Annotated in this window: 30 protein-coding genes and 1 other annotated feature; of the genes, 14 read left to right on the top strand and 16 right to left on the bottom strand. The window is 54.6% G+C overall.

What is annotated here, in order from left to right; all coding sequences use genetic code 11:
* Positions 1 to 127 precede the first annotated feature (127 nt).
* The 3 genes from MX657_RS12815 (at position 128) to MX657_RS12805 (ending at position 2091) form a co-directional block, all read left to right on the top strand.
* Positions 128 to 301 carry a YciY family protein gene (locus tag MX657_RS12815; RefSeq protein WP_086379783.1) on the top strand — a complete coding sequence of 58 codons (174 nt, stop codon included), beginning with the start codon at positions 128 to 130 and terminating at the stop codon, positions 299 to 301.
* A gap of 108 nt (positions 302 to 409) precedes the next feature.
* On the top strand, positions 410 to 1045 hold the full coding sequence (leuE, locus tag MX657_RS12810; protein WP_252001760.1) for a leucine efflux protein LeuE: 636 nt from the start codon (positions 410 to 412) through the stop codon (positions 1043 to 1045).
* A 92-nt stretch (positions 1046 to 1137) separates the two neighbouring features.
* Positions 1138 to 2091 carry a bifunctional helix-turn-helix transcriptional regulator/GNAT family N-acetyltransferase gene (locus MX657_RS12805; RefSeq protein ID WP_119915817.1) on the top strand — a complete coding sequence of 318 codons (954 nt, stop codon included), beginning with the start codon at positions 1138 to 1140 and terminating at the stop codon, positions 2089 to 2091.
* A gap of 45 nt (positions 2092 to 2136) precedes the next feature.
* Here MX657_RS12805 and MX657_RS12800 read toward each other — a convergent pair whose 3' ends face one another.
* Positions 2137 to 2433, bottom strand: a complete 297-nt coding sequence (locus MX657_RS12800; RefSeq protein WP_080329329.1) for a YciI family protein — start codon at positions 2431 to 2433, stop codon at positions 2137 to 2139.
* A gap of 221 nt (positions 2434 to 2654) precedes the next feature.
* On the opposite strand from MX657_RS12800, the gene tonB reads away from it, so the two are divergent.
* Entirely contained in the window at positions 2655 to 3377 is a 723-nt protein-coding gene (gene tonB, locus MX657_RS12795) for a TonB system transport protein TonB (protein WP_080329328.1), read from the top strand.
* A gap of 37 nt (positions 3378 to 3414) precedes the next feature.
* Here tonB and yciA read toward each other — a convergent pair whose 3' ends face one another.
* The 4 genes from yciA to MX657_RS12775 form a co-directional block, all read right to left on the bottom strand.
* The gene (yciA, locus tag MX657_RS12790; RefSeq protein WP_080329327.1) at positions 3415 to 3810 is read right to left on the bottom strand and encodes an acyl-CoA thioester hydrolase YciA; all 396 of its coding nucleotides are present in this window, start codon (positions 3808 to 3810) and stop codon (positions 3415 to 3417) included.
* A 104-nt stretch (positions 3811 to 3914) separates the two neighbouring features.
* Positions 3915 to 4454 (bottom strand): septation protein A, encoded by a 540-nt coding sequence (locus MX657_RS12785; RefSeq protein WP_061097985.1) that lies wholly within the window; start codon positions 4452 to 4454, stop codon positions 3915 to 3917.
* 56 nt (positions 4455 to 4510) lie between these two features.
* A complete protein-coding gene (locus MX657_RS12780; protein ID WP_023292236.1) occupies positions 4511 to 5254 on the bottom strand; it encodes a YciC family protein in 744 nt (247 codons plus the stop codon).
* 25 nt (positions 5255 to 5279) lie between these two features.
* Positions 5280 to 5684 (bottom strand): YkgJ family cysteine cluster protein, encoded by a 405-nt coding sequence (locus MX657_RS12775; RefSeq protein WP_080329326.1) that lies wholly within the window; start codon positions 5682 to 5684, stop codon positions 5280 to 5282.
* 283 nt (positions 5685 to 5967) lie between these two features.
* Between MX657_RS12775 and ompW the strand changes: the two genes are divergently transcribed.
* A complete protein-coding gene (ompW, locus tag MX657_RS12770; RefSeq protein WP_080329325.1) occupies positions 5968 to 6600 on the top strand; it encodes an outer membrane protein OmpW in 633 nt (210 codons plus the stop codon).
* Between the two features lie 43 nt (positions 6601 to 6643).
* On the opposite strand, the gene yedF is transcribed toward ompW, so the two are convergent.
* The 8 genes from yedF to trpL all read right to left on the bottom strand — a co-directional run bounded on the left by yedF (position 6644) and on the right by trpL (position 14935).
* On the bottom strand, positions 6644 to 6877 hold the full coding sequence (yedF, locus tag MX657_RS12765; RefSeq protein ID WP_003856774.1) for a sulfurtransferase-like selenium metabolism protein YedF: 234 nt from the start codon (positions 6875 to 6877) through the stop codon (positions 6644 to 6646).
* Positions 6874 to 8085: a selenium metabolism membrane protein YedE/FdhT gene (yedE, locus tag MX657_RS12760; RefSeq protein ID WP_346805929.1), complete on the bottom strand. Its 1212-nt coding sequence runs from the start codon at positions 8083 to 8085 to the stop codon at positions 6874 to 6876. The genes yedF and yedE overlap by 4 nt, the downstream gene beginning before the upstream one ends.
* Positions 8086 to 8264: 179 nt before the next feature.
* Entirely contained in the window at positions 8265 to 9074 is an 810-nt protein-coding gene (gene trpA / locus MX657_RS12755; protein ID WP_346805928.1) for a tryptophan synthase subunit alpha, read from the bottom strand.
* Positions 9074 to 10267 carry a tryptophan synthase subunit beta gene (trpB, locus tag MX657_RS12750; RefSeq protein WP_333016732.1) on the bottom strand — a complete coding sequence of 398 codons (1194 nt, stop codon included), beginning with the start codon at positions 10265 to 10267 and terminating at the stop codon, positions 9074 to 9076. Before trpB ends, trpA begins: the two co-directional genes overlap by 1 nt.
* Positions 10268 to 10277: 10 nt before the next feature.
* Positions 10278 to 11636 carry a bifunctional indole-3-glycerol-phosphate synthase TrpC/phosphoribosylanthranilate isomerase TrpF gene (trpCF, locus tag MX657_RS12745; RefSeq protein WP_346805927.1) on the bottom strand — a complete coding sequence of 453 codons (1359 nt, stop codon included), beginning with the start codon at positions 11634 to 11636 and terminating at the stop codon, positions 10278 to 10280.
* A 3-nt stretch (positions 11637 to 11639) separates the two neighbouring features.
* On the bottom strand, positions 11640 to 13235 hold the full coding sequence (gene trpD / locus MX657_RS12740; RefSeq protein ID WP_346805926.1) for a bifunctional anthranilate synthase glutamate amidotransferase component TrpG/anthranilate phosphoribosyltransferase TrpD: 1596 nt from the start codon (positions 13233 to 13235) through the stop codon (positions 11640 to 11642).
* Positions 13235 to 14797: an anthranilate synthase component 1 gene (locus tag MX657_RS12735; protein ID WP_346805925.1), complete on the bottom strand. Its 1563-nt coding sequence runs from the start codon at positions 14795 to 14797 to the stop codon at positions 13235 to 13237. Before MX657_RS12735 ends, trpD begins: the two co-directional genes overlap by 1 nt.
* A 23-nt stretch (positions 14798 to 14820) precedes the next feature.
* Positions 14821 to 14914 (bottom strand) — a sequence feature (Trp leader region).
* A complete protein-coding gene (trpL, locus tag MX657_RS23705; protein WP_148419835.1) occupies positions 14891 to 14935 on the bottom strand; it encodes a trp operon leader peptide in 45 nt (14 codons plus the stop codon). Its footprint overlaps the feature before it by 24 nt.
* Positions 14936 to 15073: 138 nt before the next feature.
* Here trpL and rnm point away from each other — a divergent pair, with 138 nt between their 5' ends.
* The 3 genes from rnm to rluB all read left to right on the top strand — a co-directional run bounded on the left by rnm (position 15074) and on the right by rluB (position 17545).
* Positions 15074 to 15955 (top strand): RNase RNM, encoded by an 882-nt coding sequence (gene rnm / locus MX657_RS12730; protein ID WP_346805924.1) that lies wholly within the window; start codon positions 15074 to 15076, stop codon positions 15953 to 15955.
* Positions 15952 to 16572: an L-threonylcarbamoyladenylate synthase gene (locus MX657_RS12725; RefSeq protein ID WP_003856793.1), complete on the top strand. Its 621-nt coding sequence runs from the start codon at positions 15952 to 15954 to the stop codon at positions 16570 to 16572. Before rnm ends, MX657_RS12725 begins: the two co-directional genes overlap by 4 nt.
* A gap of 97 nt (positions 16573 to 16669) precedes the next feature.
* On the top strand, positions 16670 to 17545 hold the full coding sequence (rluB, locus tag MX657_RS12720; RefSeq protein ID WP_008502809.1) for a 23S rRNA pseudouridine(2605) synthase RluB: 876 nt from the start codon (positions 16670 to 16672) through the stop codon (positions 17543 to 17545).
* A gap of 34 nt (positions 17546 to 17579) precedes the next feature.
* Here the strand turns inward: rluB and cobO are convergent, their stop codons facing one another.
* Both cobO and MX657_RS12710 read right to left on the bottom strand, forming a co-directional pair.
* Positions 17580 to 18170: a cob(I)yrinic acid a,c-diamide adenosyltransferase gene (cobO, locus tag MX657_RS12715; RefSeq protein WP_252001736.1), complete on the bottom strand. Its 591-nt coding sequence runs from the start codon at positions 18168 to 18170 to the stop codon at positions 17580 to 17582.
* A complete protein-coding gene (locus tag MX657_RS12710; protein WP_346805923.1) occupies positions 18167 to 18928 on the bottom strand; it encodes a YciK family oxidoreductase in 762 nt (253 codons plus the stop codon). Before MX657_RS12710 ends, cobO begins: the two co-directional genes overlap by 4 nt.
* Positions 18929 to 19180: 252 nt before the next feature.
* Here MX657_RS12710 and sohB point away from each other — a divergent pair, with 252 nt between their 5' ends.
* Complete coding sequence (gene sohB / locus MX657_RS12705; protein WP_080329315.1) at positions 19181 to 20227, top strand: protease SohB; 1047 nt, start codon at positions 19181 to 19183, stop codon at positions 20225 to 20227.
* A 34-nt stretch (positions 20228 to 20261) separates the two neighbouring features.
* Here sohB and MX657_RS12700 read toward each other — a convergent pair whose 3' ends face one another.
* Entirely contained in the window at positions 20262 to 20513 is a 252-nt protein-coding gene (locus MX657_RS12700; RefSeq protein WP_080329314.1) for a YciN family protein, read from the bottom strand.
* Positions 20514 to 20912: 399 nt separating this feature from the next.
* On the opposite strand from MX657_RS12700, the gene topA reads away from it, so the two are divergent.
* From topA to ymiC, 5 genes are all read left to right on the top strand, one after another.
* Complete coding sequence (gene topA, locus MX657_RS12695; RefSeq protein WP_080329313.1) at positions 20913 to 23510, top strand: type I DNA topoisomerase; 2598 nt, start codon at positions 20913 to 20915, stop codon at positions 23508 to 23510.
* Between the two features lie 187 nt (positions 23511 to 23697).
* On the top strand, positions 23698 to 24672 hold the full coding sequence (cysB, locus tag MX657_RS12690; RefSeq protein ID WP_006175683.1) for an HTH-type transcriptional regulator CysB: 975 nt from the start codon (positions 23698 to 23700) through the stop codon (positions 24670 to 24672).
* A 338-nt stretch (positions 24673 to 25010) separates the two neighbouring features.
* A complete protein-coding gene (locus MX657_RS12685; RefSeq protein ID WP_217478758.1) occupies positions 25011 to 25151 on the top strand; it encodes a YmiA family putative membrane protein in 141 nt (46 codons plus the stop codon).
* 2 nt (positions 25152 to 25153) lie between these two features.
* Entirely contained in the window at positions 25154 to 25324 is a 171-nt protein-coding gene (locus MX657_RS12680) for a hypothetical protein (protein ID WP_165853338.1), read from the top strand.
* Between the two features lie 138 nt (positions 25325 to 25462).
* Positions 25463 to 25561 (top strand): small membrane protein YmiC, encoded by a 99-nt coding sequence (ymiC, locus tag MX657_RS12675; RefSeq protein WP_244288137.1) that lies wholly within the window; start codon positions 25463 to 25465, stop codon positions 25559 to 25561.
* Positions 25562 to 25614: the final 53 nt, after the last annotated feature.

Raw genomic sequence — 25614 nt, 5'->3', positions numbered from 1 at the left:
TGAAAGCGTATTGTTATGAGTGTACGCATCAGGATTCATCTGGCAAATAAAAACGCCAGGTAAAACCGCTGGTTTGCTGTCGGGTTGGGTTTATAATGGCGCCTCTGTAACAGAAAGAGTTGTAGACATGAAGCGCAGTAGAACAGAAGTAGGGCGCTGGCGCATGTTGCGACAGGTGAGTCGTCGCAAGGCTCGTTGGCTGGAAGCACAATCCCGCCGCAATATGCGTATACACGCCATCAGAAAATGTGGACTGACCCGGCATCGCAACGCGCTGCTGTTTGCCGTCCAGGATATCTGAAGCCATGAGGGCACCGTAATGGTGCCCGCTGATTTTTTAGCGTCTGATTTTTTATGAATAGCGTATTTGCAGCGTTGTTCCTGTTGTGTTTAGCAAAAGGAGGGAGAAGTGTTTGCGGAGTTTGGCGTACTGAATTTCTGGACGTATGTTGTTGGTGCATTTTTTATCGTACTGGTGCCAGGACCAAATACCCTGTTTGTGTTGAAAACCGGGATCGGTCACGGCGTTAAAAAAGGGTATCTTGCCGCGACCGGTGTGTTTATCGGTGATGCGGTACTGATGTTTCTGGCCTGGGCGGGCGTCGCGGCATTAATCCAGACCACGCCGGTACTGTTTAATATCGTGCGTTATCTGGGGGCTTTCTATCTGCTGTGGCTGGGCGGCAAAATGCTCTGGTCAGTGGTAAACCGTCAAAAAAATGCTCAGGAGAGCGGTCCTGAACCTGCCAGCACGATCATGAAGCGCTCGCTGGTGTTAAGCCTGACGAATCCCAAAGCGATCCTGTTCTATGTATCGTTCTTCGTGCAGTTTATTGACGTGAATGCGAAGAGCACCGGCGCTTCTTTCCTGATCCTCGCAACCACGCTTGAGCTGATTAGCTTTATGTATATGAGCTTCCTGATCTTCTCAGGCGCGTTTGTCACGCGTTATCTGAAAACCAAAAAGAAACTGGCAAAGCTGGGAAACGGGCTGATAGGGCTGCTGTTTGTTGGATTTGCGGCTCGATTAGCGTCGCTGCACTGATGTGATAAAAGGCTCCTGAGGGAGCCTTTTTAATGTTTGACAACTCTCCGCCATTTAGTTGTATAGTACAACAAAATAGCGGAGATAATAACATGCCCATCGAAACCCCTCTTGTCAGCGATATCCGTAGCGCCTCACGTTTGATGGTGCGCGAATTAGGCTTTATGGCCTCGACGCTGGCCTCAACGAATTATTCCCCCTCGGCTGTTCATACCCTTGTCGAACTTGATTTGCAGAAAGAAATGACCGCTGGCCAACTGGTGCACTTGTTAGGTCTGGAAAAATCCAGCGTCAGCCGGATGCTGGCGCGCCTGATTGCAGCAGGTGAACTTGAAGAAGTCATTTCCAGTGAAGATGCCAGAACGAAGCGTCTGCGACTGACGGCAAAAGGTCAGGAAACTGTCAGACAAATTAATACCTACAGCAGCGATCGCGTGCTGAATGCCATAAAGACACTGGATCCGTTGCAACAGAAAACGATCTCTCAGGGCCTTTCACTGTATGCCAGAGCGCTGCTTGCTGGCCGTGAAACGCCAGTTAATGTTCAACCCGACGCGTTGAAAATTGTGTCGGGCTATCTGCCTGGAATGATTGGTCGAATCGTGGAGATGCATGGCAGTTATTATTCCCGGGAGCATAATTTCGGTCGCTTCTTCGAAGCGAAAGTGGCCTCAGGGCTGGCCGAGTTTAGTGAGCGACTGGAGAAGCCCTGTAACCAGATCTGGCTGGCAATACTGAACGACAAAATTGTCGGCTCGGTGGCAATTGATGGTGAAGATTTAGAGCCAGGGGAAGCTCACCTTCGCTGGTTTATTCTTGATGACGGCTGTCGTGGATATGGTGTTGGTAAAAAACTTCTGACCGAAGCGATGCGTTTTTGCGATAGCGCAGGCTTTTCTGCCGTACATCTGTGGACATTCAATAAACTGACGGCCGCACGAAGTCTGTATGAATCGCTTGGTTTCAGGTTAGCCAAAGAGTGGGAAGGTGACCAATGGGGAAGCCTTATTACAGAACAGCAATTTACCTGGCGTAAAGATGTCTGACCTGACTGGCGATCAAAAAAAGGCTCCTCCCGGAGCCTTTTCACATCAGAACACTTTCTTATACGGCCGCACCGTCACTTTCGCATACACACCCGCCGCAACGTAAGGGTCAGCGTCAGCCCAGGCCTGCGCCGCTTCAAGAGATTCAAACTCCGCAATAACCGTGGAGCCAGAAAAACCGGCAGCGCCCGGGTCATTGCTGTCGACTGCTGGCATTGGGCCCGCGGTCAGCAATCTTCCTTCATCCTGCAGCAGTTGCAAACGAGCCAGATGGGCAGGGCGAACAGAGAGGCGTTTTTCGAGGGAATCAGCGACATCTTCAGAGTAAATCACGTAAAACACGGTGAAGCTCCTTAACCGTTAAAAGTGTCAGTTACGTTATGTGAAAGGACAATTGACTGCAATGTAAAGATAAAAACAATGTAAATACCCTGATCTAAATGCCCCTTTTTTGACCACCTTGCCGCTTAAATTGCGCCAGAATAAAGTGTCTTATTGAATATGATTGCTATTTGCATTTAAAATCAGGGTTCAATTTTTTAACGTTGATGATTATGACTTCGATGACCCTTGATTTACCTCGCCGCTTTCCCTGGCCGACGCTGCTGTCCGTCGTGATTCACGGTGCCGTCGTGGCGGGTTTGCTCTATACCTCGGTTCATCAGGTTATTGAAATGCCCGCGCCCGCGCAGCCGATTTCGGTGACCATGGTATCGCCCGCGGATCTCGAACCGCCGCAGGTTGCGCCACCACCGCCACAGCCGGTTGCTGAGCCGGAACCGGAACCCGAGCCTGTTCCGGAGCCACCGAAGGAGGCACCGGTGGTGATCCACAAACCTGAGCCGAAGCCTAAACCCAAGCCGAAGCCAAAACCGGTGAAAAAGGTCGAGGAGCGTCCGAAACGTGAAGAACGTCCGGTTGAACCGCGCGCTACCCAGCCGGTCGAGAATGCAGCGCCTTCGCGTCCGGTTATGAACAACAGCGCGCCGGCAGCTAAACCGACGGTTGCCGCACCGGCGGGCCCGCGAGCACTGAGCCGTAACCAGCCACAGTATCCGGCTCGTGCGCAGGCTTTGCGCATTGAAGGGCGTGTACGGGTGAAATTTGACGTAACCGCGGATGGCCGCGTTGATAACGTGGAGATACTGTCTGCACAACCGTCGAACATGTTTGAGCGCGAAGTCAAATCCGCCATGCGCAGATGGCGCTACGAAGCCGGTAAGCCCGGTAGCGGACTGATCGTGAACATTGTTTTCCGCCTGAATGGCGGGGCGCAGATGGAATAAAAAAAGCCTCCGGATGGAGGCTTTTTTTGCCCGTCATTCAGGCTGGCGGAAGCTGACGAGGTTTACCCTCGCTATCTACCGCAACGTAGATAAACAGCGCTTCAGTTGCTTTATAGCGCTGTCCAATGGGTTCAGAAGAGACTTTCTTCACCCAGACTTCAATATTGATAGAGATGGAGGTATTACCTCGCTTTACGCAGCGGGCGTAACAGCAGACCACATCTCCTACCGCAACCGGGCGCAGGAAGGTCATCCCATCCACCCGCACGGTCACCACGCGTCCGTGGGCAATCTCTTTCGCCAGAATTGCGCCGCCCATATCCATTTGCGACATCAGCCAGCCGCCAAAAATATCGCCATTGGCATTGGTGTCAGCGGGCATTGCCAGTGTGCGTAAAACCAGTTCGCCCTGAGGGGCGTTAGTTGTTGTCATTGTTTTAACTCGTAACGGAAGACTTCAGGCGGGATGCTACTATGATTTCACAGCGGAGAGAATAGACCAGAACGTCTGTCGAACACGTTCTGGTCAGTCAGCAATCAGTGCTTGTCGTCCTGCGGCATGTGGCGATAGATATAAACGCCGCTTAGCAGGGTGAAAATCAGCGTCAGGGCCGTCAGGCCGAAGACTTTAAAGTTTACCCAGATATTCTGCGGCAGCCAGAAGGCGATATAGATATTGGCGAGACCGCAAAGAATAAAGAATACCGCCCACGCGATATTCAGGCGCGACCAGACTTCCTGAGGCAGCGTCAGCTCTTTACCGAGCATGCGCTGGATCAGCGGCTTTTTCATCACCCACTGGCTGATGAGCAGCGCACCCGCAAACAGCGCGTAGATCACCGTCACTTTCCACTTAATAAATTCATCATTGTGGAAGAACAGGGTGAGACCGCCGAATACGGCGACCAGCACGAACGTCACCAGCGCCATTTTTTCAACTTTACGGTAGCGCACCCAACTGTAGATCAGCACAACCGCTGTCGCAATAATCAGTGCGGTGGTGGCAGCATAAATGTCATACAGTTTGTAAAACGCGAAAAAGACCACCAGCGGTAAAAAATCAAGAAACTGCTTCATTCTGTGATTCCATCTTCTCTGTTGAGCCGGGCCCGGTCATGCACCCGGCATCAGGGTTACTGACGAATTAACATATACAGGCGGAACAGATAGACCAGCAGCACCGCTGAAATCAGGTTGCTCAGCGTATTCGCGACCACCGCGCCAACGTTTGGGGTTAATACCGCAAAATTCGGAGCAAACAGGAGCAGGAGCGTTTTAGCCAGCAGCCAGCCGATCACCGCAGGAGCCACCAGACGCATATTCGCCCATGCCAGCCTGATACTGCTGCGCATCGCGGTAAAAATGCCCATTTTATCCTGCACGACCATCACGGGGGCAAACGCGAGCACAATCGCCAGTAACACACCCGGCACCACGACCAGCATAATCCCCATCTGCACCAGCATGGTGGTTAAAAAGATCAGGATAAACAGCTTAGGTAAGACCGGCGCGCTGGCACCAATCGCCCGTAAGGCGCTGACCCGGTGGCCCGCCGACACCAGCTGGATCATCAGCAGAACGCCACCCGCCAGAATTGCATTACCAATGAGCCCAGAGAAAGTGGATGCGGCGGAAGCCCGCAGCAGGATCTGTTGCTGTTCCGGCGTCATGTTTTGTACCAGTTCAAACAGACCCACGCTTCCTGCCAGATGGTCACCCTGGCTCAGGCTGGCAATCTGTTCTTCACTCGGTGAGAACGCATGACCCAGCACCACAGTTATAAAGGCGCAAAGCAACGCGATCAGTAAAAAGGTAATGAACTGATTGCGGAAAAAGTTTCCCGTGTCACGGTAGACAGACTTCGCCGTGATAGACATGCACTCTCCTTGAGTATTGCAGGTGTTAATTAGCCGGCAATTGTACACCGGATGCACCTGCAGTGGCAGCATCAAGGCTTGTATGGAAAAGCATATCTTTGTAAAGCGGCGGTAATCCAAAGCGTGCCCTGGCGCGATTACAGGCTTCATTGACCTGCCCATCTTCCCCGGACATGGCAAATTCCCTGCACGGGCTGGGACGATCCTCATAGATGGAACACCGGGTAGAGATGCCGGGCTCACCCTGCAACGCCGCGCAGCGGCTCTGCTTTTGGTTGGTACCGCGCATGCATCGCAGAAAAGGGGTGACAGGCTCAGTGAGATGAACCGGAACGGTACCACCGCCATCGCTGGCTTCGGCCCAGTAGAAAGAGACTCGAAAATACGCACAACAGGCTCCGCACGTCATGCACGGGTTAACTTCACTCATGGCACACCTGCAAAAAGAAGAACGCATCAAATCAACTTGTAAGAGCGATAAATTATCCAGCAGCGTGTGGAAGAGCAAGAGGGGGAAAAGAGAAAATTTTGTCACTGTGAAATGCCAAAAATTGACATGGAAACAACTTATTGCTTTTCGATTCGCCACAAAAAATTAACCCAGATCAATGAATGTTAACTTACTGGTTTTAATGTGATCTGTGGCAGATCACTTATTACTCATTTGTGAGTATATTCTCCTCCGCGATTAAAACCACAACGATGGAGCGGATATGAAAAAATTAGCGGTGGCAGCCCTTGTATTAAGCAGTCTCTCTGGCGGCGCGTACGCGCATGAAGCAGGCGAATTCTTTATTCGTGCCGGTTCGGCAACGGTTCGTCCAACGGAAGGTTCTGATAACGTGCTGGGAATGGGCGGTTTTAACGTCAGCAATAACACCCAGTTAGGCTTAACGTTCACCTGGATGGCGACGGATAACATTGGTGTTGAGCTTCTGGCCGCAACGCCGTTCCGTCATCGCGTTGGCCTCGGGGCAACCGGTGATATCGCCACGGTTCACCATTTACCGCCAACGTTGATGGCGCAATGGTACTTTGGCGATGCCAGCAGCAAGGTGCGTCCGTATATTGGCGCGGGTGTGAACTACACCACCTTCTTTGATGAGAAATTTAACGATACCGGTAAAGAGGCCGGCCTTTCCGACCTCAGCCTGAAAGACTCGTGGGGTATGGCGGGGCAGGTTGGTCTGGATTATCTGATTAACCGTGACTGGCTGATCAACGCCTCAGTCTGGTATATGGACATTGATACTGACGTACGCTTCAAAGCGGGCGGTGAGCAGCAAAGCATCAACACTCGCCTGGATCCGTGGGTGTTCATGTTCTCTGCAGGTTATCGTTTTTAATTCCTGTCGTTCAGTGCGCCCCCGAGGGGGCGCATATCGTTTATTACTTCTGAATCAAATAGCGAATGGTTGGCCCGTCCTGCTGAATATCCAGCACCGTGTAGCCATGGTTTTTTGCGTCCAGCGGAATGTTGTTGATGGATTGAGGACAATCGCTCACCACCTCCAGAATTTCACCTTTTTTCAGCTGCGGCAGCGCCTCAAGCGTGGCAACCGCCGGATACGGGCAGGGTTCACCGACCATATCCAGACGATAATCGGGAACGATCTCTTTCATGCAGCGTTCTCCTGCGTTTCAGTTTTGACGGCGGCGCGGCGGAAGAAGCGTTTCTCCTGTGCGACAACCAGTAAAAAAGCGACCAGCAGCAGGGCATAAGTCACCAGCAGGCCGCCGAGAGGACCGAAAGTGCTCAGCAGGTTGACCTTGTCCCAGTTCGTGGCGAGCACAGGGGACACGTCGTCCCAGTAGTATGCGAGGAGTGTGGAGCCAATGACATTTCCAAGCCCGACCCACCAGTAATGCACCTGTCCCTCAACCGCGCGATACATCCAGCCGGTTTCACAGCCGCCCGCCAGTACGATACCGAAGCCAAACAGCAAACCGCCAATCACAGCGTTCGGGCCAGCCCACATGATCTTCGGCTCAACACCGAGCTGGACATAGCTGAAGATGCCAATAGCGCTCACCGCCATACCGGCAATAATCGCCTTCGCCATCATCGTCCGCCCGGTGATCCACATATCGCGAAACGCGGAGGTAAAGCAGATCTGCGCGCGTTCTATCAGCAGGCCAAAGCCAACGCCGAAAAGCATCGCCAGGCCGAGTTTTGGCTGATTCAACGCCGTGCAAATGGCCCATGCGACCATAGCAAAAAAGACCAGCATACCGAGGCGGAAGCGGCGACGCGCCTGATCGGGTTTCTGGGTTAACGGAGACGCGGCGCTGACTTTAGTCATTTTCACCGGAATGCGGAACAGCGGCAGCAGCGTGAATTTCGCCCCGAAGTAAGAGCCAATCGCGGTGGCTACGGCAAAGAACCAGGCATGAAGAGAGAACTGAGGAATGCCCGTAAAGAACGCGGCCAGGTTACAGCCCATCGCCAGGCGCGCACCAAACCCGGCAATTATACCGCCGACCACCGCCTGCATGATGCGTATACGGCTTTTTGGCATACGTAATTTTACGTTGTTTGCCCACAGCGCTGCTGCGAAACAGCCGCCGAACATCCCGATGATCATCATCCCGTCGATGCGGGTCAGCGGGGTTCCGTCCAGGTGAATGATTTTAAAGTATCCCCATTCCTCGGCATGTACGCCTGCGAGCAGCAGCAGTTGCCCACCCCAGCGGGTGAACTCGCCGGTCACGGCCCAGAAGGTGCCGGTAATCCCGAAATAATAAGTTGAAAGAATGCCTGCCGCGATGACGGCCGGAACAGGTGACCAGAACTTAACCAGGTAAGTCTGTTTGAAGGTATGCCATGACATGAAAAACCTCTGAACTCAGAAGGATTAATGCTAAAAAGAATCCAGATCATACGCTTACGCGAAAGTTTGAAAAGCCATTCACACCGAAAATATCGACGGGATCAATTTTGCCATAACCCTTTGTTGCTCGAAGGGCAGGAAGGGGAACCGTCTGGCCAGGATGCCAGACGGTGGAGGGGTTAGGCTTTACGCGTTGCGGCTTTCATCGCCGTCACGAACGCTTTCAGCTCACTCAGCATCTGCTCGGGCTTGTCCACGTTCTTTTCGATGATCTTCACAATCGCAGAACCGGAGATGGCACCCGCTGCCTTCGCGTCAATCGCCGCAGTGACCTGATCCGGGGATGAAATACCAAAACCCTGCAACGGAGGTGCTGCATGGTACTCGGCCAGCTTCTCCACCAGATGATGCAGCGGCAGTGCAGCTTTATTCTCGGCACCGGTCACGCCTGCGCGGGAGAGCAAGTAGGTATACCCGCGCCCGTAGGAGGCTATCTGACGCAGCAGTTCATCATCGGCATTTGGCGGGCAGATGAAAATTGGCGCTACGTTGTGACGCATTGCCGCCTGGCGGAACGGTGCAGACTCTTCAACCGGCACGTCAGCCACCAGCACCGAGTCGACACCGACTCTTGCGCATTCGGCATAAAATTCATCAATACCGCGGCTGAAAACCAGGTTCGCGTACATCAGCAGGCCGATCGGAATGGTCGGGTGCTTCTGGCGGATCGCCGCCAGCATTTCAAAACACTGGGTCGGCGTAACGCCTGCCGCAAACGCGCGCAGGGTGGCATTCTGAATGGTTGGGCCGTCCGCCAGCGGGTCAGAGAACGGAATACCGAGCTCCAGCGCGTCGGCACCGGCTTCAATCAGGGTGTCGATAATCTTCAGAGACTGCTCAGGGCCGGGGTCGCCCAGGGTGACGAAGGGAACGAACGCGCCTTCCTGGCGGGATTTCAGTTCAGCAAATGCATTATCGTAGCGTTCCATCAGATTTCCCCTCGTGCTTTCAGAATATCGTGAACGGTGAAGATATCTTTATCACCGCGACCGGAAAGGTTAACCACCAGCAGTTGCTCTTTTTCCGGGTTCTCTTTCATCATTTTCAGCGCGTGCGCCAGGGCGTGGGAAGACTCCAGCGCCGGGATGATCCCTTCACTGCGACACAGCGTTTTAAAGGCTTCCAGCGCTTCGTCATCGGTAATAGAGACATAGTCTGCGCGTCCGGTACTGTTCAGGAACGCATGCTGTGGCCCGACGGACGGGAAGTCGAGGCCAGCAGAAATTGAGTAAGACTCTTCAATCTGGCCCTCATCGGTCTGCATCATCGGGGATTTCATACCGAAGTAGATCCCCACGCGACCATGCTTCAGCGGCGCGCCGTGCTCACCAGATTCAATCCCGTGACCGGCAGGCTCGACACCAATCAGACCCACGGAGGTGTCCTCGATGAAATCGGCAAACATGCCGATGGCGTTAGATCCACCGCCGACGCAGGCGATAACCGCATCCGGCAGGCGACCCTCTTTCTCAAGGATTTGCGCTTTGGTCTCTTCACCGATCATGCGCTGGAATTCGCGTACGATAGTCGGGAACGGGTGTGGGCCCGCCGCGGTGCCGAGCATATAGTGCGCGGTGTCGTAGCTACCGGACCAGTCGCGCAGCGCTTCGTTACAGGCGTCTTTCAGCGTGGCGGAACCGCTGTGGACCGGGATCACTTCTGCCCCCATCAGGCGCATACGGAACACGTTCGGCGACTGCCGCTCAACGTCTTTCGCACCCATATAGATGCGGCACTTCAGGCCGAGCAGGGCGCTGGCGAGCGCAGAGGCCACACCATGCTGACCTGCGCCAGTTTCGGCGATGATCTCGGTTTTGCCCATGCGTTTTGCGAGCAGCGCCTGGCCCAGCACCTGGTTAGTTTTATGCGCGCCGCCGTGCAGCAGGTCTTCACGCTTCAGATACAGCGTGGTTTTTGTGCCTTCGGTCAGGTTGCGGCATTTGGTCAGCGCCGTTGGACGGCCCGCGTAATTTTTCAGCAGGTCGGTAAATTCCGCCTGAAATGCCGGATCTTTCTGCGCGCTCACGAAGGCTTCTTCCAGCTGGCGCAGCGCGGGCATCAGGATTTGCGGGACGTACATCCCGCCGAACTCACCAAAATACGGGTTAAGTAATGTCGTCATCTTCTCTTCCTTAATAGGCACGCAGAGTTTTAAACACCGAGGCCAGTTTGCTGGCATCTTTAATACCCGGCTCTGACTCTACGCCTGAATTGAAATCGAGGCCTGCGCAGCCGGTTTTCGCGGCTTCGACGCAGTTGTCCGGGCTTAAACCGCCCGCCAGCAGGACGTTGTCCAGTTTTTCACCGCTCAGCAGCGACCAGTCAAAGCGCTGGCCGGTGCCGCCCTGGCCGTTGTCGAGCACGTATTTATCAACATGATTCAGATTGCGCGCGGGCAAGGTGTCACCAACGCTCTGCGCTTTCCAGATCTGAATCTGAGGCGCGAGAACGGTACGAAGGGCATCGATATAAGCCTGATCTTCACTACCGTGGAGCTGCACCGCGGTCAGGGATAGCGCGTCGGCTTTTGCTGCAACGTCTGCAATATCCGCATTACGGAATACGCCGACATAGCTGAGCGGGGCTGCCGCTATCACCGTACGCGCCTGCTCTTCGCTGACCGCGCGAGGGGATGAATCCACGAAAATCAGCCCGCCGTAAATGGCGCCCGCCTCATAAGCGGCAAGGGCATCCTGTTCGCGGGTTAAGCCGCAGACTTTATTTTCCCCCAGCAGCACGCGGCGCACGGCGGCGTTGAGATCGTCATGTTCCATCATGGCGGAGCCAATCAGAAACCCGTTGGCGAAGTGGCTCAGCTCGCGCACCTGGGCGTAGCTGTTAATGCCGGACTCGCTGATCACCGTGACGCCCGCACCCAGATGCGGCGCCAGCTGGCGCGTGCGGTTCAGATCAATCGACAGGTCGCGGAGATCGCGGTTGTTGATGCCGACCACTTTGGCTTCCAGCGCGATGGCGCGCTCGAGCTCTTCTTCGTTACTCACTTCGGTCAGCACGCCCATGTTCAGGCTGTGCGCCACGGCAGCAAGCTGGCGATACTGTTCGTCGTCCAGTACCGAGAGCATCAGCAGGCAGGCATCGGCCTGGTAAAAGCGCGCCAGCCAGATCTGATACGGGTCGATGATAAAGTCTTTGCACAGGATCGGCTGCGGCGCGATGCCGCTGACGATCGGCAGAAAATCGAAGCTGCCCTGGAAATATTTCTCATCCGTCAGCACGGAGATGGCCGACGCATGATGCTTATAAATACCGGCGATACGCGCCGGGTCAAAATCGTCACGAATAACACCTTTTGAGGGAGAGGCCTTTTTGCACTCCAGAATAAACGCGGTGCGCGCACCCTGCAGGGCGTCATAGAAACGACGGCTGCTTGGGACAACTTCATTCTGGAAACTGGCAAGCGGCTGCTCTGCTTTGCGTGCTTCCACCCAGATGGCCTTATCGGCAACGATTTTCGCTAAAACGGTCTGCATTCTTTACCCTCTTGCCGCAAGTGCGGTAACGCGATCGTAAGCTGCACCGGAGCGCAGTACATCCAGAACTTTTTGAGCATTGGCCTTCAGGTCTTCCTCACCGTGCAAACGCATCAGCATGGCGACGTTGGCAGCCACGGCGGCCTCATGTGCGGCCTCACCTTTACCTTGTAGTAAGCGCGTCAGAATGTCACGGTTTTCTTCCGGCGTACCGCCCGCCAGCGCTTCCTGATGGTACGGCGTTAAGCCGAAATCAGACGCTTCAAGCTGATAGCTGAGCACTTCACCGTTGTTCAGTTCAGCCACCAGCGTCGGCGCATGCAGCGAAACTTCATCCATACCACCGCTGTGCACCACCGCGGCACGCTTGTAACCCAGCACGCGCAGCGTCTCGGCAATCGGCAGCACCAGATCAGGGCTGTAAACGCCAATCAGCGCCAGCGGGGGGTGCGCCGGGTTGATCAGCGGGCCGAGCACGTTAAACAGCGTGCGGGTTTTAAGCTGCTGGCGAACCGGCATCGCGTGGCGGAAACCGGTGTGATACTTGGGCGCAAACAGGAAGCAAACGCCCAGATCGTCCAGCGCTTCACGCGAACGTTCGGCATTCATCTCCAGATTGATGCCAAACGCGGCCAGCAGATCGGACGAGCCTGAACGGCTGGAGACGCTGCGGTTACCGTGTTTTGCCACTTTCAGGCCACACGCCGCGGCGACAAATGCGCTGGCGGTAGAAATATTGATACTGTTGCTGCCGTCACCGCCGGTCCCCACGATATCGGCAAACTGATAGTCAGGGCGCGGGAACGGGGCGGCATTTTCCAGCAGGGCCGTGGCCGCACCGGCGATCTCCTGCGGGCTTTCGCCGCGCACCTTCATGCTGACCAGTGCAGCGGCCAGCTGCTCAGGCTTCAGCTCGCCGCGAACCACGGCGGAGAAGAGCTGGTGACTCTCCTGCTGGCTCAGGGTCTGCGCCTGGTATAGTTTTTCCAGAATCGGCTGCAGGGTGTTGGTCTGCTCCAGCTTCTGTAACGCCCAGTCGAGTGTTTGCTCCAGAAGACGCGCGCCGTGGGAGGTGAGAATAGATTCCGGGTGGAACTGCATCCCGCAGACGCGATCCGCATCGTGGCGTACTGCCATCACCATCCCTTCAAACGAAGCGTTGATGGTCAGCCCGGCAGGAATGTTGCTGCCGACCAGCGAATGATAGCGCGCGACCGGGAGCGGATTTGGCAACCCGGCAAACATTGCCTGGCCGTCATGTTCAATGCTGGAGGCTTTACCGTGGAGAATTTCACCCGCCTGGCCGACGTAGCCGCCATAGGCTTCCACGATCGCCTGGTGACCGAGGCAGATACCAATAATCGGCAGTTTGCCGCGCATACGGGTCAGCAGTTCCGGCATACAGCCCGCTTCGCTCGGCGCGCCCGGCCCCGGGGAGAGCATCAGCACTGGATTCTGCATTGTCGCCAGACGCTCAATCAGGGTCTGTGCCGGTACGTGGTTGCGGTAGATAACGACGTTGTGGCCATTCGCACGCAGCTGATCTGCCAGGTTATAGGTAAAAGAGTCGATATTATCGAGCAGCAGAATATCAGCCATCAGAAAATCTCCTGTGCATGGTGTGCGGTCGCAATGGCGCGAAGTACCGCGCGGGCTTTACTGCGCGTTTCGTCAGCTTCAGACTGCGGAACAGAATCAAGGACAATCCCGGCACCCGCCTGTACGGTAGCAATACCGTCTTCGACATAGGCGGAGCGGATCACGATGCAGGTATCCAGGTCGCCGTGTGCCGTGAAATAACCCACCGCACCGCCGTAGCTGCCGCGACGACGGCCTTCTGCTTCGGCAATCAGCTGCATGGCGCGTACTTTTGGCGCACCGCTCAGGGTGCCCATGTTCATGCAGGCGCGGTAGGCGTGCAGCACATCGAGATCGTGGCGCAGTTCACCGACCACGCGGGAGACCAGGTGCATCACGAAGGAATAGCGGTCGACTTTGGTCAGATCCGCCACGTAGCGACTGCCCGGGGTGCAAATGCGCGCCAGGTCGTTACGCGCCAGGTCGACCAGCATCAGGTGCTCGGAGAGCTCCTTGTGGTCGGTACGCATTTCCAGTTCGATGCGGCTGTCCAGATCGCGGTCCAGCGAGCCATCGGCGCGACGGCCGCGCGGACGGGTGCCTGCAATCGGGTAGATCTCAATCTGGCGGCTGGTGGCGTCGTACTTCAGCGAGCTTTCCGGCGAGGCGCCGAACAGCGTGAATTCATTGTCCTGCATAAAGAACATATACGGGCTCGGGTTGCTCTTCTTCAGCACGTCGTAAGCCGCCAGCGGGGACGGGCAGGGCAGCGAGAAACGACGGGAAGGCACCACCTGGAAAATCTCCCCGGCGCGAATGGCTTTTTGCATCTGGCGAACTACGGCACCGTACTGATCGTCGGTCTGGTTAACGTCGCAGGTCATTTTTTCCACCCGCTGCACCGGCAGCGCTGACGGCTCTTCCGTCATCTGTTGCTGCAGCTGAGCGATGCGGTGCTCAAGACGATTTTTCTCAGCGGTCGATGGAGAGAACAAGCTAGCCTGAATGCGTGTGTATTGTTTCTGATGGTCGATCACCAGCAGGGTTTCGGCCAGATAGAAGCAGTAGTCCGGGCAGCGGTTGCCCTGCTCGGTTTCCGGCAACTCTTCAAAACCGGCGACCAGGTCGTAAGCAAACAGCCCGCCGAAGAACATCGCTTCGCGCTCATCTTCCGGCACGGTGACCAGGTTCTGCAGCAGACGGAAGGCATCGAAAACGGACAGGGAGCAGAGGCGCGCATCTTCGTCGAGCAACTGGCTCACCGGCGGGAAATGCAGAATACGCATGTCCGGGTGACGCTCGTTTTCAATGCCTGACGGCAGGGCGGTATCCAGCAGCGGCAGCAGCGATGCGCCATTCTCTGACAATGCCTTGATAGTGACGGTGTCACCTAAAGCGGTAATGCGCAGCGCACTGTCGACCAGCAGCAGACTCTTGAGATCGTCCTTGCTGTCGATATCGGCAGACTCCAGCAGCAGCGTTGCCGGACGAGCCCCGCACACCTGATGAAACAGCGCGGTCGGGTTGTGGCGATAGGCCGCCTCGCAGGTCAGCAGTTCGAGATGAGGTTTGGCTGTTTGCATGTTGTTGTTCTCATATTTTGTTCAAAAAAAAGCCCGCTGGGTAGCGGGCGGGTATCTGTTTGCATTTCGCAGACGCGTGACACTGCCCGAAGATCAGGAAGTGCGCCACCAGCCGTGCAGAGTGAATTGTGCTGTCATTTTCAGATACCTTTCTCGTGTGAACTTGCGTACTAGTTAACTAGTTCGATGGCGAGTTGTCAACCCTTGATTTCAGAATTTCACCTTAAGTCGGTATCATAGAGGTTTCGGATGTCTCCAACCTGTATGGGAAGTGCTTTGAGCGATACCACCTACGCGATTATTTATGATTTACACAGCCATACTCAGGCCTCTGATGGCCTGCTGACGCCCGAAGCCCTGGTTCATCGCGCGGTTGAAATGCGTGTCGGCACGCTGGCGATAACCGATCACGATACCACCGATGCCATTCCGGCAGCGCGCGCCGAGATTGCCCGTCGCGGGCTGGCGCTGAATCTGGTGTCCGGCGTCGAGATCTCAACCGTCTGGGAAAACCATGAGATTCATATCGTTGGCCTGAACATCGATATAGAACATCCGGCACTTCTTGCCTTTTTGCAAGAACAAAAAACGCGCCGCAACCAGCGCGCGGAGATGATCGGCGAACGCCTGGAGAAGGCGCATATTCCGGGCGCGCTGGAAGGGGCGCAAAAGCTGGCGAACGGCGGGGCGGTTACCCGCGGTCATTTCGCCCGTTTTCTGGTTGAAGCGGGCAAAGCGACGACCATGGCGGATGTCTTTAAAAAGTATCTGGCGCGCGGGAAAACCGGATACGTTCCGCCACAGTGGTGTACAATAAAACAAGCTATTGATGTGATTCATCATTCTGGCGGTAAGGCCGTGCTGGCCCATCCGGGGCGGTATAATCTTTCTGCTAAATGGCTGAAAAGGCTGCTGGCGCACTTTGCCGAATGCGGTGGCGAGGCGATGGAAGTCGCCCAGTGTCAGCAGGCGCCCAACGAGCGCGCGCAGCTCGCAACGTACGCCCGCCAGTTTGGCTTGCTTGGGTCCCAGGGTTCTGATTTCCATCAGCCCTGCGCGTGGATCGAACTGGGGCGCAAGCTCTGGCTGCCCGCTGGCGTTGAGCCGGTCTGGCAGCTCTGGGAACAGCCGCAGCAAATTGAAGAGAGGGAAGTATGAGTCAGTTTTTCTATATCCATCCGGATAACCCACAGCCACGTCTGATTAACCAGGCCGTGGAGATCGTCCGCAAAGGCGGCGTGATTGTCTACCCGACCGATTCTGGCTACGCGCTGGGCTGTAAAATTGAAGATAAAGGGGCGATGGAGCGCATATGTCGCATCCGCCAGCTGCCGGACGGCCATAACTTTACCCTGATGTGCCGCGATCTCTCTGAGCTGTCGACCTATGCGTATGTTGATAACGTGGCGTTTCGCCTGATTAAGAACAACACGCCGGGCAACTACACCTTCATCCTGAAAGGGACGAAAGAGGTGCCGCGCCGTCTGTTGCAGGAAAAGCGTAAAACCATCGGGATGCGCGTGCCGTCGAACCCAATTGCCCAGGCGCTGCTGGAGACCCTCGGTGAACCGATGCTTTCTACCTCGCTGATGCTGCCGGGAAGTGAGTTTACCGAATCCGATCCGGAAGAGATCAAAGATCGTCTTGAGAAGGTGGTGGAGCTGATTATTCACGGCGGTTATCTCGGGCAGCAGCCGACTACCGTAGTAGATCTGACCGAAGACGCGCCTGAAGTGATTCGTGAAGGCGTAGGTGATGTTAAGCCTTTCTTGTAAGGGTGTAAGCAGATATACTACGCGGCCATCAAAGCAGGGCTTGGCCCTGTTTTTGACCTGATTCGACGCCTGTGAAGGCGACACCTGAGGAAGCTCAATGAGCGAGAAGTTACAGAAAGTGCTGGCGCGCGCCGGCCACGGCTCACGCCGTGAAATCGAAGCCATTATTGAAGCGGGCCGCGTGAGTGTGGACGGTAAAATCGCCACGCTGGGTGACCGCGTAGAAATCGTACCGGGGCTGAAGATCCGCATCGACGGTCATCTTATCTCCGTGAAAGAGTCCGCTGAACAGATCTGCCGCGTGCTGGCTTACTACAAGCCGGAGGGTGAGCTGTGTACCCGCAACGACCCGGAAGGTCGTCCGACGGTGTTTGACCGTCTGCCTAAACTGCGTGGTGCTCGCTGGATAGCCGTCGGTCGTCTGGATGTAAACACCTGTGGTCTGCTGCTGTTTACCACCGATGGTGAACTGGCAAACCGGCTGATGCACCCAAGCCGTGAAGTTGAGCGTGAATACGCCGTTCGCGTCTTCGGCCAGGTTGACGAAAATAAACTACGCGACCTGTCGCGTGGCGTGCAGCTCGAAGACGGTCCTGCGGCGTTCAAAACCATCAAATTTACCGGTGGTGAAGGGATTAACCAGTGGTACAACGTGACCCTGACCGAAGGCCGTAACCGCGAGGTGCGTCGTCTGTGGGAAGCGGTTGGTGTGCAGGTGAGCCGCCTGATCCGCGTTCGCTATGGCGACATTCTGCTGCCAAAAGGTCTGCCACGCGGTGGTTATACCGAACTGGATCTTACCCAGACTAACTACCTGCGCGAGCTGGTTGGCCTGACGCCAGAAACCACCTCTAAAGTGGCGGTTGAAAAAGATCGTCGCCGCATGAAGGCGAATCAGATCCGCCGTGCGGTGAAGCGTCACAGCCAGGTCAGCAGCAATCGCCGCTCTGGCAGCCGGAATAACAACGGTTAATCGAAAAGCCCGGTGAATACACCGGGCTTTTTCTTTAGTAATCAATACCTATTTGCGCTTTGATTCCTGCATCAAACGCATGTTTGACCGGTCGCAGCTCGCTGACGGTATCTGCCATTTCCAGAATATCCCGATGACACCCGCGGCCCGTGATAATCACCGTCTGATGCGCAGGGCGGTTGTTCAGAGCGTCCAGCACGGCGTCCAGCGGCAGATAGTCGTAGGCGACCATGTAGGTGATCTCATCCAGCAGAACCATATTCAGCGAGGGATCGGCCAGCATTCGCTTTGCATGCTCCCAGACGGCGAGACAGGCTGCGGTATCGGTTTCACGGTTCTGGGTATCCCAGGTAAACCCGGTCGCCATCACCTGAAACTCAACGCCGTGAGGCTCAAGTAAGTTTCGCTCGCCGTTGGGCCACTCGCCTTTGATAAACTGAATAACGCCGACTTTTTGCCCGTGGCCGACTGCGCGGGTGGCGGTACCAAACGCGGCAGTGGTTTTCCCTTTACCGTTTCCAGTAAAAACAATGACAATCCCTCGTTCGTCCTGAGCTGCCGCGACGCGCGCATCGACCTGTTCTTTCAGACGCTGCTGGCGCTGCTGATGGCGATTTTCACTCATTGCGAAATCCCCGGTTTGCGGCCCGGTTGGGCATCAAAGGTCATTCCGGTTTTGCGGCGGCTGTCGTCGCCCATCAGCCAGAGGTAGAGCGGCATGATATCAGCCGGGGTTTTCAGCTTCTGCGGATCTTCCGTCGGGAACGCACTGGCGCGCATTTTGGTGCGGGTGCCGCCCGGGTTAATGCAGTTTACGCGCAGATGGCGGCTTTGATACTCCTCCGCCAGCACCTGCATCATGCCTTCTGTTGCAAATTTTGAGACAGCATACGCTCCCCAGTTTGCGCGTCCCTCTCGGCCCACGCTGGAAGAGGTAAAGACCAGAGAACCTGACTCGGATTTGAGTAATAAAGGAAGCAATGCCTGCGTGAGGAAAAATGTGCCGTTGACGTTAACCTGCATCACCTGCTGCCAGATATCAGGATCCTGTTCATCCATCGGGCGCACTTCGCCTAACAAACCGGCGTTATGCAGCACGCCGTCGAGTCTCGGATAGTGGGTGCTGATGCGCTGGGCTAATTCCTGGCACACCGCGGGCGTGCAGCTCAGCAAATCAAGCGTGTACCAGCGGACTGGCGCACCGCCTGCGGCTTCGATCTCCTGAGCAACACCTTTCAGCTTTTCTTCGTTGCGCCCAATCAGAATAACGCTTGCGCCATAATCAGCATACGTCAGGGCTGCTTCGCGACCAATGCCATCGCTGGCACCAGTGACAAGAATGATTCGGTTCTGCAGCAGGTTTTTTTGCGGTTGATAATGCACGGTGACTCCTCAGGCGCACGCTGTCTCAATGACGCCTTCATAATGACTTTTCGGCTTTATGCCCGAATTAGCATGAGAATTCAATCAGTCTACAGGACGTGTTACTGTAAAATTAACAATTTGCAAATATTTAAACCGCAGCGTGGGGATTCCTGAAGGCGGCTCGCAGAGGTAATGTCACGGGCGAGACGCAAAGGCAGGGGCTGTTGTACACTGCCGTAAAAGATTCGTGGTTAAATCAAGGTGGAACGCGTGGAATTACTTTCTCAATATGGGTTGTTTTTGGCCAAAATCGCGACGGTGGTGATTGCCATTGCCGTGGTTGCCGTTCTGATTGTCAACCTGACGCAGCGCAAGCGTCAGCGTGGGGAGTTACGCATTACCCGCCTGAGCGAGCAGTATAAAGAGATGCAGGAAGAGATGTCCCTCTCGCTGCTTGATAGCCATCAGCAGAAGCTGTGGCTGAAAGCCCAGAAGAAAAAACACAAGCAGGAAGCCAAAGCCGCGAAGGCGAAAGCAAAGCTCGCGACGCCTCAGGCTGACGCAAAACCCCGCGTCTATGTGATCGATTTTAAAGGCAGTATGGATGCACACGAAGTCGCCTCGCTGCGCGAAGAGGTGACCGCCGTTCTGGCGGTGGCAACACCGCAGGATCAGGTGGTGGTGCGTCTTGAGAGCCCGGGCGGGGTGGTGCACGGTTATGGGCTGGCCGCCTCACAGTTGCAGCGCCTGCGCGAGAAGCAGATCCCGCTTACCGTGGCGGTAGATAAAGTCGCGGCGAGCGGCGGCTATATGATGGCCTGCGTGGCGGACAAAATCGTTGCGGCGCCGTTTTCCATCATTGGTTCCATTGGCGTGGTCGCACAGATCCCTAACTTTAACCGCTTCCTGAAAAATAAAGAGATTGATATCGAACTTCACACGGCGGGTCAGTACAAACGCACCCTGACGCTGCTGGGGGAAAACACGGAAGAGGGGCGCCAAAAATTCCGTGAAGATCTAAATGAAACTCACCATCTGTTTAAAGACTTCGTACACCGCATGCGTCCAACGCTGGATATTGAGCAGGTGGCGACCGGTGAGCACTGGTACGGCATCCAGGCGCAGGAAAAAGGGCTGGTGGATGAAGTGGGTACCAGCGACGATCTGCTGCTCAACCTGATGGAAGGCCGGGAACTGGTAGGCGTGCGCTTTACACAGCGCAAACGGCTGATGGACCGCTTTACCAACAGTGCGGCGGAAAGCGCGGACCGCCTGCTGCTTCGCTGGCTACAGCGTGGACAAAAACCGCTGCTGTAAACAAAAACGCGAGGCATATGCCTCGCGTTTTGCATTAATCGACCAGGTGATATTTCTCTGAAAGCGCATGTGCCAGGTATTTAAACATGTTAAACACGGCGGTGCTTTTCGGGGTAGGTAACCCCTGCTCGTCAAGGAAGTATTCACCGCTGAACACCAGCACGCCATTACGCTGTTCAACACCGGTGGCTTCAATGCCCGCCAGCGTATCTTCATGGTCACGAATGAGCTTGTTCGCCTCGATAAGCAGAGAGGCACGGTCAATGGGTTGGGTCGTATTCTGCATAATCCACTCCTTAAACAGTGACAATAGTCTACGCCGCAGGCGCTTTGGGGGCAAATTTTCCCTGTAATGTGAGGGGATAAGGGACAGGGGGCAGGTTGGCGTGATTTGCTTTTGCATGCTAATAAAGTTGCGTAACGAATTTTATCAGGTACAGTGTGCGCTTTCGTCATTCTGGCAACAGAATTGCTTGACATTCAACCGGGAATTCGTCACGAATGAACTGTGATATGAGAAAAATGCCCGATAACTCAATGACCTGGATGTCGCCATTCTGACGTTCGGTAAGACATAGGGGTTGATATCCCCTGACGCAGTCGCAATATCAGTGGCACGTCGTCAGCGGAAGGGAAATCAACGTGCGGCGTATTCCTGGAAGAATTAAATTAGGTAAAGGTGAATATGGGTAAAGCTCTCGTCATCGTTGAGTCCCCGGCAAAAGCCAAAACGATCAATAAGTATCTGGGTAATGACTACGTGGTTAAGTCCAGCGTGGGTCACATCCGCGATTTGCCGACCAGTGGCTCAGCCAGCAAAAAGAGCGCAGACTCTACCTCCACCAAAGGGGCTAAAAAGCCTAAAAAGGATGAACGTAGCGCGCTTGTCAACCGCATGGGTGTGAACCCATGGCACAACTGGGACGCACAATATGAAGTGCTGCCCGGGAAAGAAAAAGTCGTTAACGAGCTGAAGCAGCTTGCTGAAAAAGCAGACCACATCTATCTCGCAACCGACCTTGATCGCGAAGGGGAAGCCATTGCCTGGCACCTGCGGGAAGTGATCGGGGGTGATGACAAACGCTACAGCCGCGTAGTGTTTAACGAAATTACGAAGAATGCGATTCGTCAGGCGTTTGAGAAGCCGGGCGAACTGAATATCGACCGTGTCAACGCCCAGCAGGCGCGTCGCTTTATGGACCGCGTTGTGGGCTACATGGTTTCTCCACTGCTGTGGAAAAAGGTTGCACGTGGTCTGTCTGCAGGACGCGTGCAGTCTGTGGCCGTGCGTCTTGTCGTTGAGCGTGAACGCGAAATTAAAGCCTTCGTGCCGGAAGAGTTCTGGGAAGTCGATGCCAATGTCACCACGCCGGGTGGCGACGCGCTGCCGCTGCAGGTAAGCCACCACAACGACAAGCCTTTCCGCCCTGAAAACCGCGACCAGACCATGGCCGCCGTGGCGCTGCTGGAAAAAGCGCGCTATCAGGTGCTGGATCGTGAAGATAAACCGACCAGCAGCAAGCCTGGCGCGCCGTTCATCACCTCCACGCTGCAACAGGCGGCGAGCACCCGTCTGGGGTATGGCGTGAAGAAAACCATGATGATGGCGCAGCGCTTGTATGAAGCGGGTTACATCACCTATATGCGTACTGACTCCACCAACCTGAGCCAGGACGCTGTGAACATGGTGCGCGGATACATCAGCGACAATTTCGGTAAAAAATATCTGCCGGAAACCGCTAACCAGTTCGCCAGCAAAGAGAATTCTCAGGAAGCGCACGAAGCGATTCGTCCTTCTGATGTCTCTGTATTAGCCGAGTCGCTGAAGGATATGGAAGCCGATGCCCAGAAGCTGTATCAGCTCATCTGGCGTCAGTTCGTTGCGTGTCAGATGACGCCAGCGAAATATGATTCCACTACGCTCACCGTCGGCGCGGGCGATTTCCGTCTCAAGGCACGCGGTCGTATCCTGCGCTTCGACGGCTGGACAAAAGTGATGCCAGCGCTGCGTAAAGGTGATGAAGACCGTACGCTGCCCGCGGTGAATAAAGGTGATGAGCTCTCTCTGGTTGACCTCGTGCCTGCCCAGCACTTTACCAAGCCGCCTGCGCGTTTTAGTGAAGCATCCCTGGTTAAAGAGCTGGAAAAACGCGGTATTGGTCGCCCGTCGACCTACGCGTCAATCATCTCGACGATTCAGGATCGCGGCTACGTGCGTGTTGAGAACCGTCGTTTCTATGCGGAAAAAATGGGTGAAATCGTCACCGACCGTCTGGAAGCCAACTTCCGCGAGTTGATGAACTACGACTTCACCGCGCAGATGGAAGACAGCCTCGACGAGGTTGCCAGCCATAAAGCGGAGTGGAAGAAAGTTCTCGACAGCTTCTTCAGCGACTTTACCGATCAGCTTGAGAAAGCCGAGAAAGATCCTGAAGAGGGTGGCATGCTGCCTAACCAGATGGTTCTGACCAGCATCGACTGCCCGACCTGTGGCCGCAAGATGGGTATCCGTACCGCAACCACGGGCGTGTTCCTTGGCTGCTCTGGCTACGCGCTGCCACCAAAAGAGCGCTGCAAAACCACCATCAATCTGGTGCCGGAGAACGAAGTTCTCAACGTGCTGGAAGGTGACGATGCGGAAACTAACGCCCTGCGCGCGAAACGCCGCTGCAAAAAATGTGGCACGGCAATGGACAGCTACCTGATCGATCCTAAACGTAAGCTGCACGTCTGTGGTAACAACCCAACGTGTGACGGGTATGAGATCGAAGAGGGTGAGTTCCGCATTAAAGGCTATGACGGCCCGATTGTGGAGTGCGAGAAATGTGGCTCTGAAATGCACCTGAAAATGGGGCGTTTCGGTAAGTACATGGCTTGCACCAACGACGAGTGCAAAAACACGCGCAAAATTCTGCGTAACGGTGAAGTGGCTCCGCCGAAGGAAGATCCGGTTCCGCTGCCAGAACTGCCGTGTGAAAAATCCGACGCGTACTTTGTGCTGCGTGATGGTGCCGCAGGTGTCTTCCTGGCCGCCAACACCTTCCCGAAATCACGTGAAACGCGCGCCCCGCTGGTGGAAGAACTGCATCGCTTCCGCGATCGTCTGCCTGAGAAGCTGCGTTATCTGGCCGATGCGCCACAGCAGGATCCAGAAGGCAATAAGACGGTGGTCCGTTTTAGCCGTAAAACGAAGCAGCAGTACGTAGCGGCAGAGAAAGAGGGCAAAGCGACCGGATGGTCAGCCTTCTTTGTTGACGGGAAATGGGTTGAAGGCAAGAAATAATCTTCCCTTACCGTAACTTACCTGTGAAAGGGCCGGACATCCGGCCCTTTTTTATTACCTTATTATTATTTTTTGTTCCGTACTATACAGTCAGGCTATAAATGATATAGTGGTTATAGTTAACCCTTTTCTTATTATCAAATCGTCTTAAGCGATTGACCGCGTGCGCTAAATCGGATGGTCTGGCATGAAATTACAGCAGCTTCGTTATATCGTTGAGGTGGTGAATCACAACCTTAATGTCTCTTCCACCGCCGAGGGGCTATATACCTCTCAGCCGGGCATCAGCAAGCAGGTTCGCATGCTGGAGGACGAATTAGGTATTCAGATTTTCGCCCGCAGCGGTAAGCATCTTACGCAGGTGACGCCCGCGGGGCAGGAGATCATCCGCATTGCGCGAGAAGTCCTCTCCAAAGTGGATGCGATTAAGTCTGTGGCAGGTGAGCACACCTGGCCTGATAAGGGCTCGCTCTATATTGCTACCACTCATACCCAGGCGCGCTATGCACTGCCTGGCGTTATTAAAGGCTTTATTGAGCGTTACCCGCGCGTCTCTTTACATATGCATCAGGGCTCACCGACGCAAATTGCTGAGGCGGTGTCGAAGGGCAATGCTGATTTCGCCATCGCGACGGAAGCGCTCCACCTGTACGACGATCTGGTCATGCTCCCGTGCTATCACTGGAACCGCTCCATCGTTGTCACACCCGATCACCCGCTGGCGGGTAAAGGGTCGGTGACGATCGAAGAGCTGGCGCAATATCCTTTAGTCACTTATACATTTGGCTTTACCGGGCGCTCCGAGCTTGATACTGCCTTTAACCGGGCAGGTTTAACGCCGCGCATTGTCTTTACCGCTACCGATGCCGACGTCATTAAAACCTATGTGCGGCTTGGGCTGGGAGTAGGGGTGATTGCCAGCATGGCGGTTGACCCGGTGTCCGACCCTGACCTGGTGCGTCTTGATGCGCATGATATTTTCAGCCATAGCACGACAAAAATTGGCTTCCGTCGCAGCACCTTCCTGCGTAGCTATATGTATGATTTTATTCAGCGCTTTGCCCCGCATTTAACGCGTGACGTGGTTGATACCGCCGTGGCATTACGCTCAAATGAAGATATTGAAGAGATGTTTAAAGATATCAAACTCCCCGCAAAATAATCACTCCCGGTATCTTTCCCACAGGGAAAGATACCGAAATATCCGCTTAAAGCTAAATTAGAATTATCATCATCTGCACTTCCCCTGCCATATATTGTCATTATCCCTTTGGTTGTTGTGGTTTTAATGTCGTGAATTAGCGACAAAAATAGAAACTAATTAACCGCTACGCAAATTTTTCTTTTCAATTATTTATTTCTGGTCAAAAGATTGAATATTTCATACCTCCTGATGCGTAAATTCACTGGCTTTTCGGCTAAAGTTTCTTTAGGATTTATCTCAACAGATGATTAATTGTACCAATTGTTTGGTCCTAAATGATAAGTGATATCGATTGTATGAGGTTAGCAATGCCTTCAGGAAGTGAAGAACCGCAAAGGGATCCTGCGCTCAAGCGTAAAGCCTGGCTGGCGGTCTTTCTCGTCTCCGCCCTGTTCTGGGTGATGGTTGCTCTCCTGGCCTGGAAATTTTGGGGTTAAATATGGCAGTGACGGTACGCACCGAAACGGTAAAAAAGATGTGTCAGCCTCATGACACGGTTCACAAAGGACGTAAGGCGCCCGCAACAGTCGTGCCTGCATCCTGGAAGCTGACGCCACAGCAGCAAGCTTTTATTGATGTGTTCGCAGAAGACGAACCCAAAAAACAATAATTTAGTTTATTGCGTAATGATGCATTTAGTCTGAATAATGACTGTGCCCTTTTGTACTCTTTAATAAATACACATCAGCAATATAGCACTGAGGACCTGCCTCGGAATGTTTAATAAATAATGCCTGGTGTCCCTATGATGAATAACATGACGTCTCACAAATACTGGTCATGGATCGGCGTTTTTACCCTGTCGATTCTGTTCTGGAGTCAGCTCATCTGGCTGGCCTTCCGCTAAATGATAAAACCTCGCTGCGGCGAGGTTTTTTGTTTTAGTGCCCTCTGGACCAT

The sequence above is a fragment of the Enterobacter chuandaensis genome (genome assembly GCF_039718975.1).
Taxonomy (GTDB): domain Bacteria; phylum Pseudomonadota; class Gammaproteobacteria; order Enterobacterales; family Enterobacteriaceae; genus Enterobacter; species Enterobacter chuandaensis.
The sequence above is the reverse complement of the archived record's forward strand: the minus strand, read 5'-3'. Positions and strand labels throughout refer to the sequence as shown.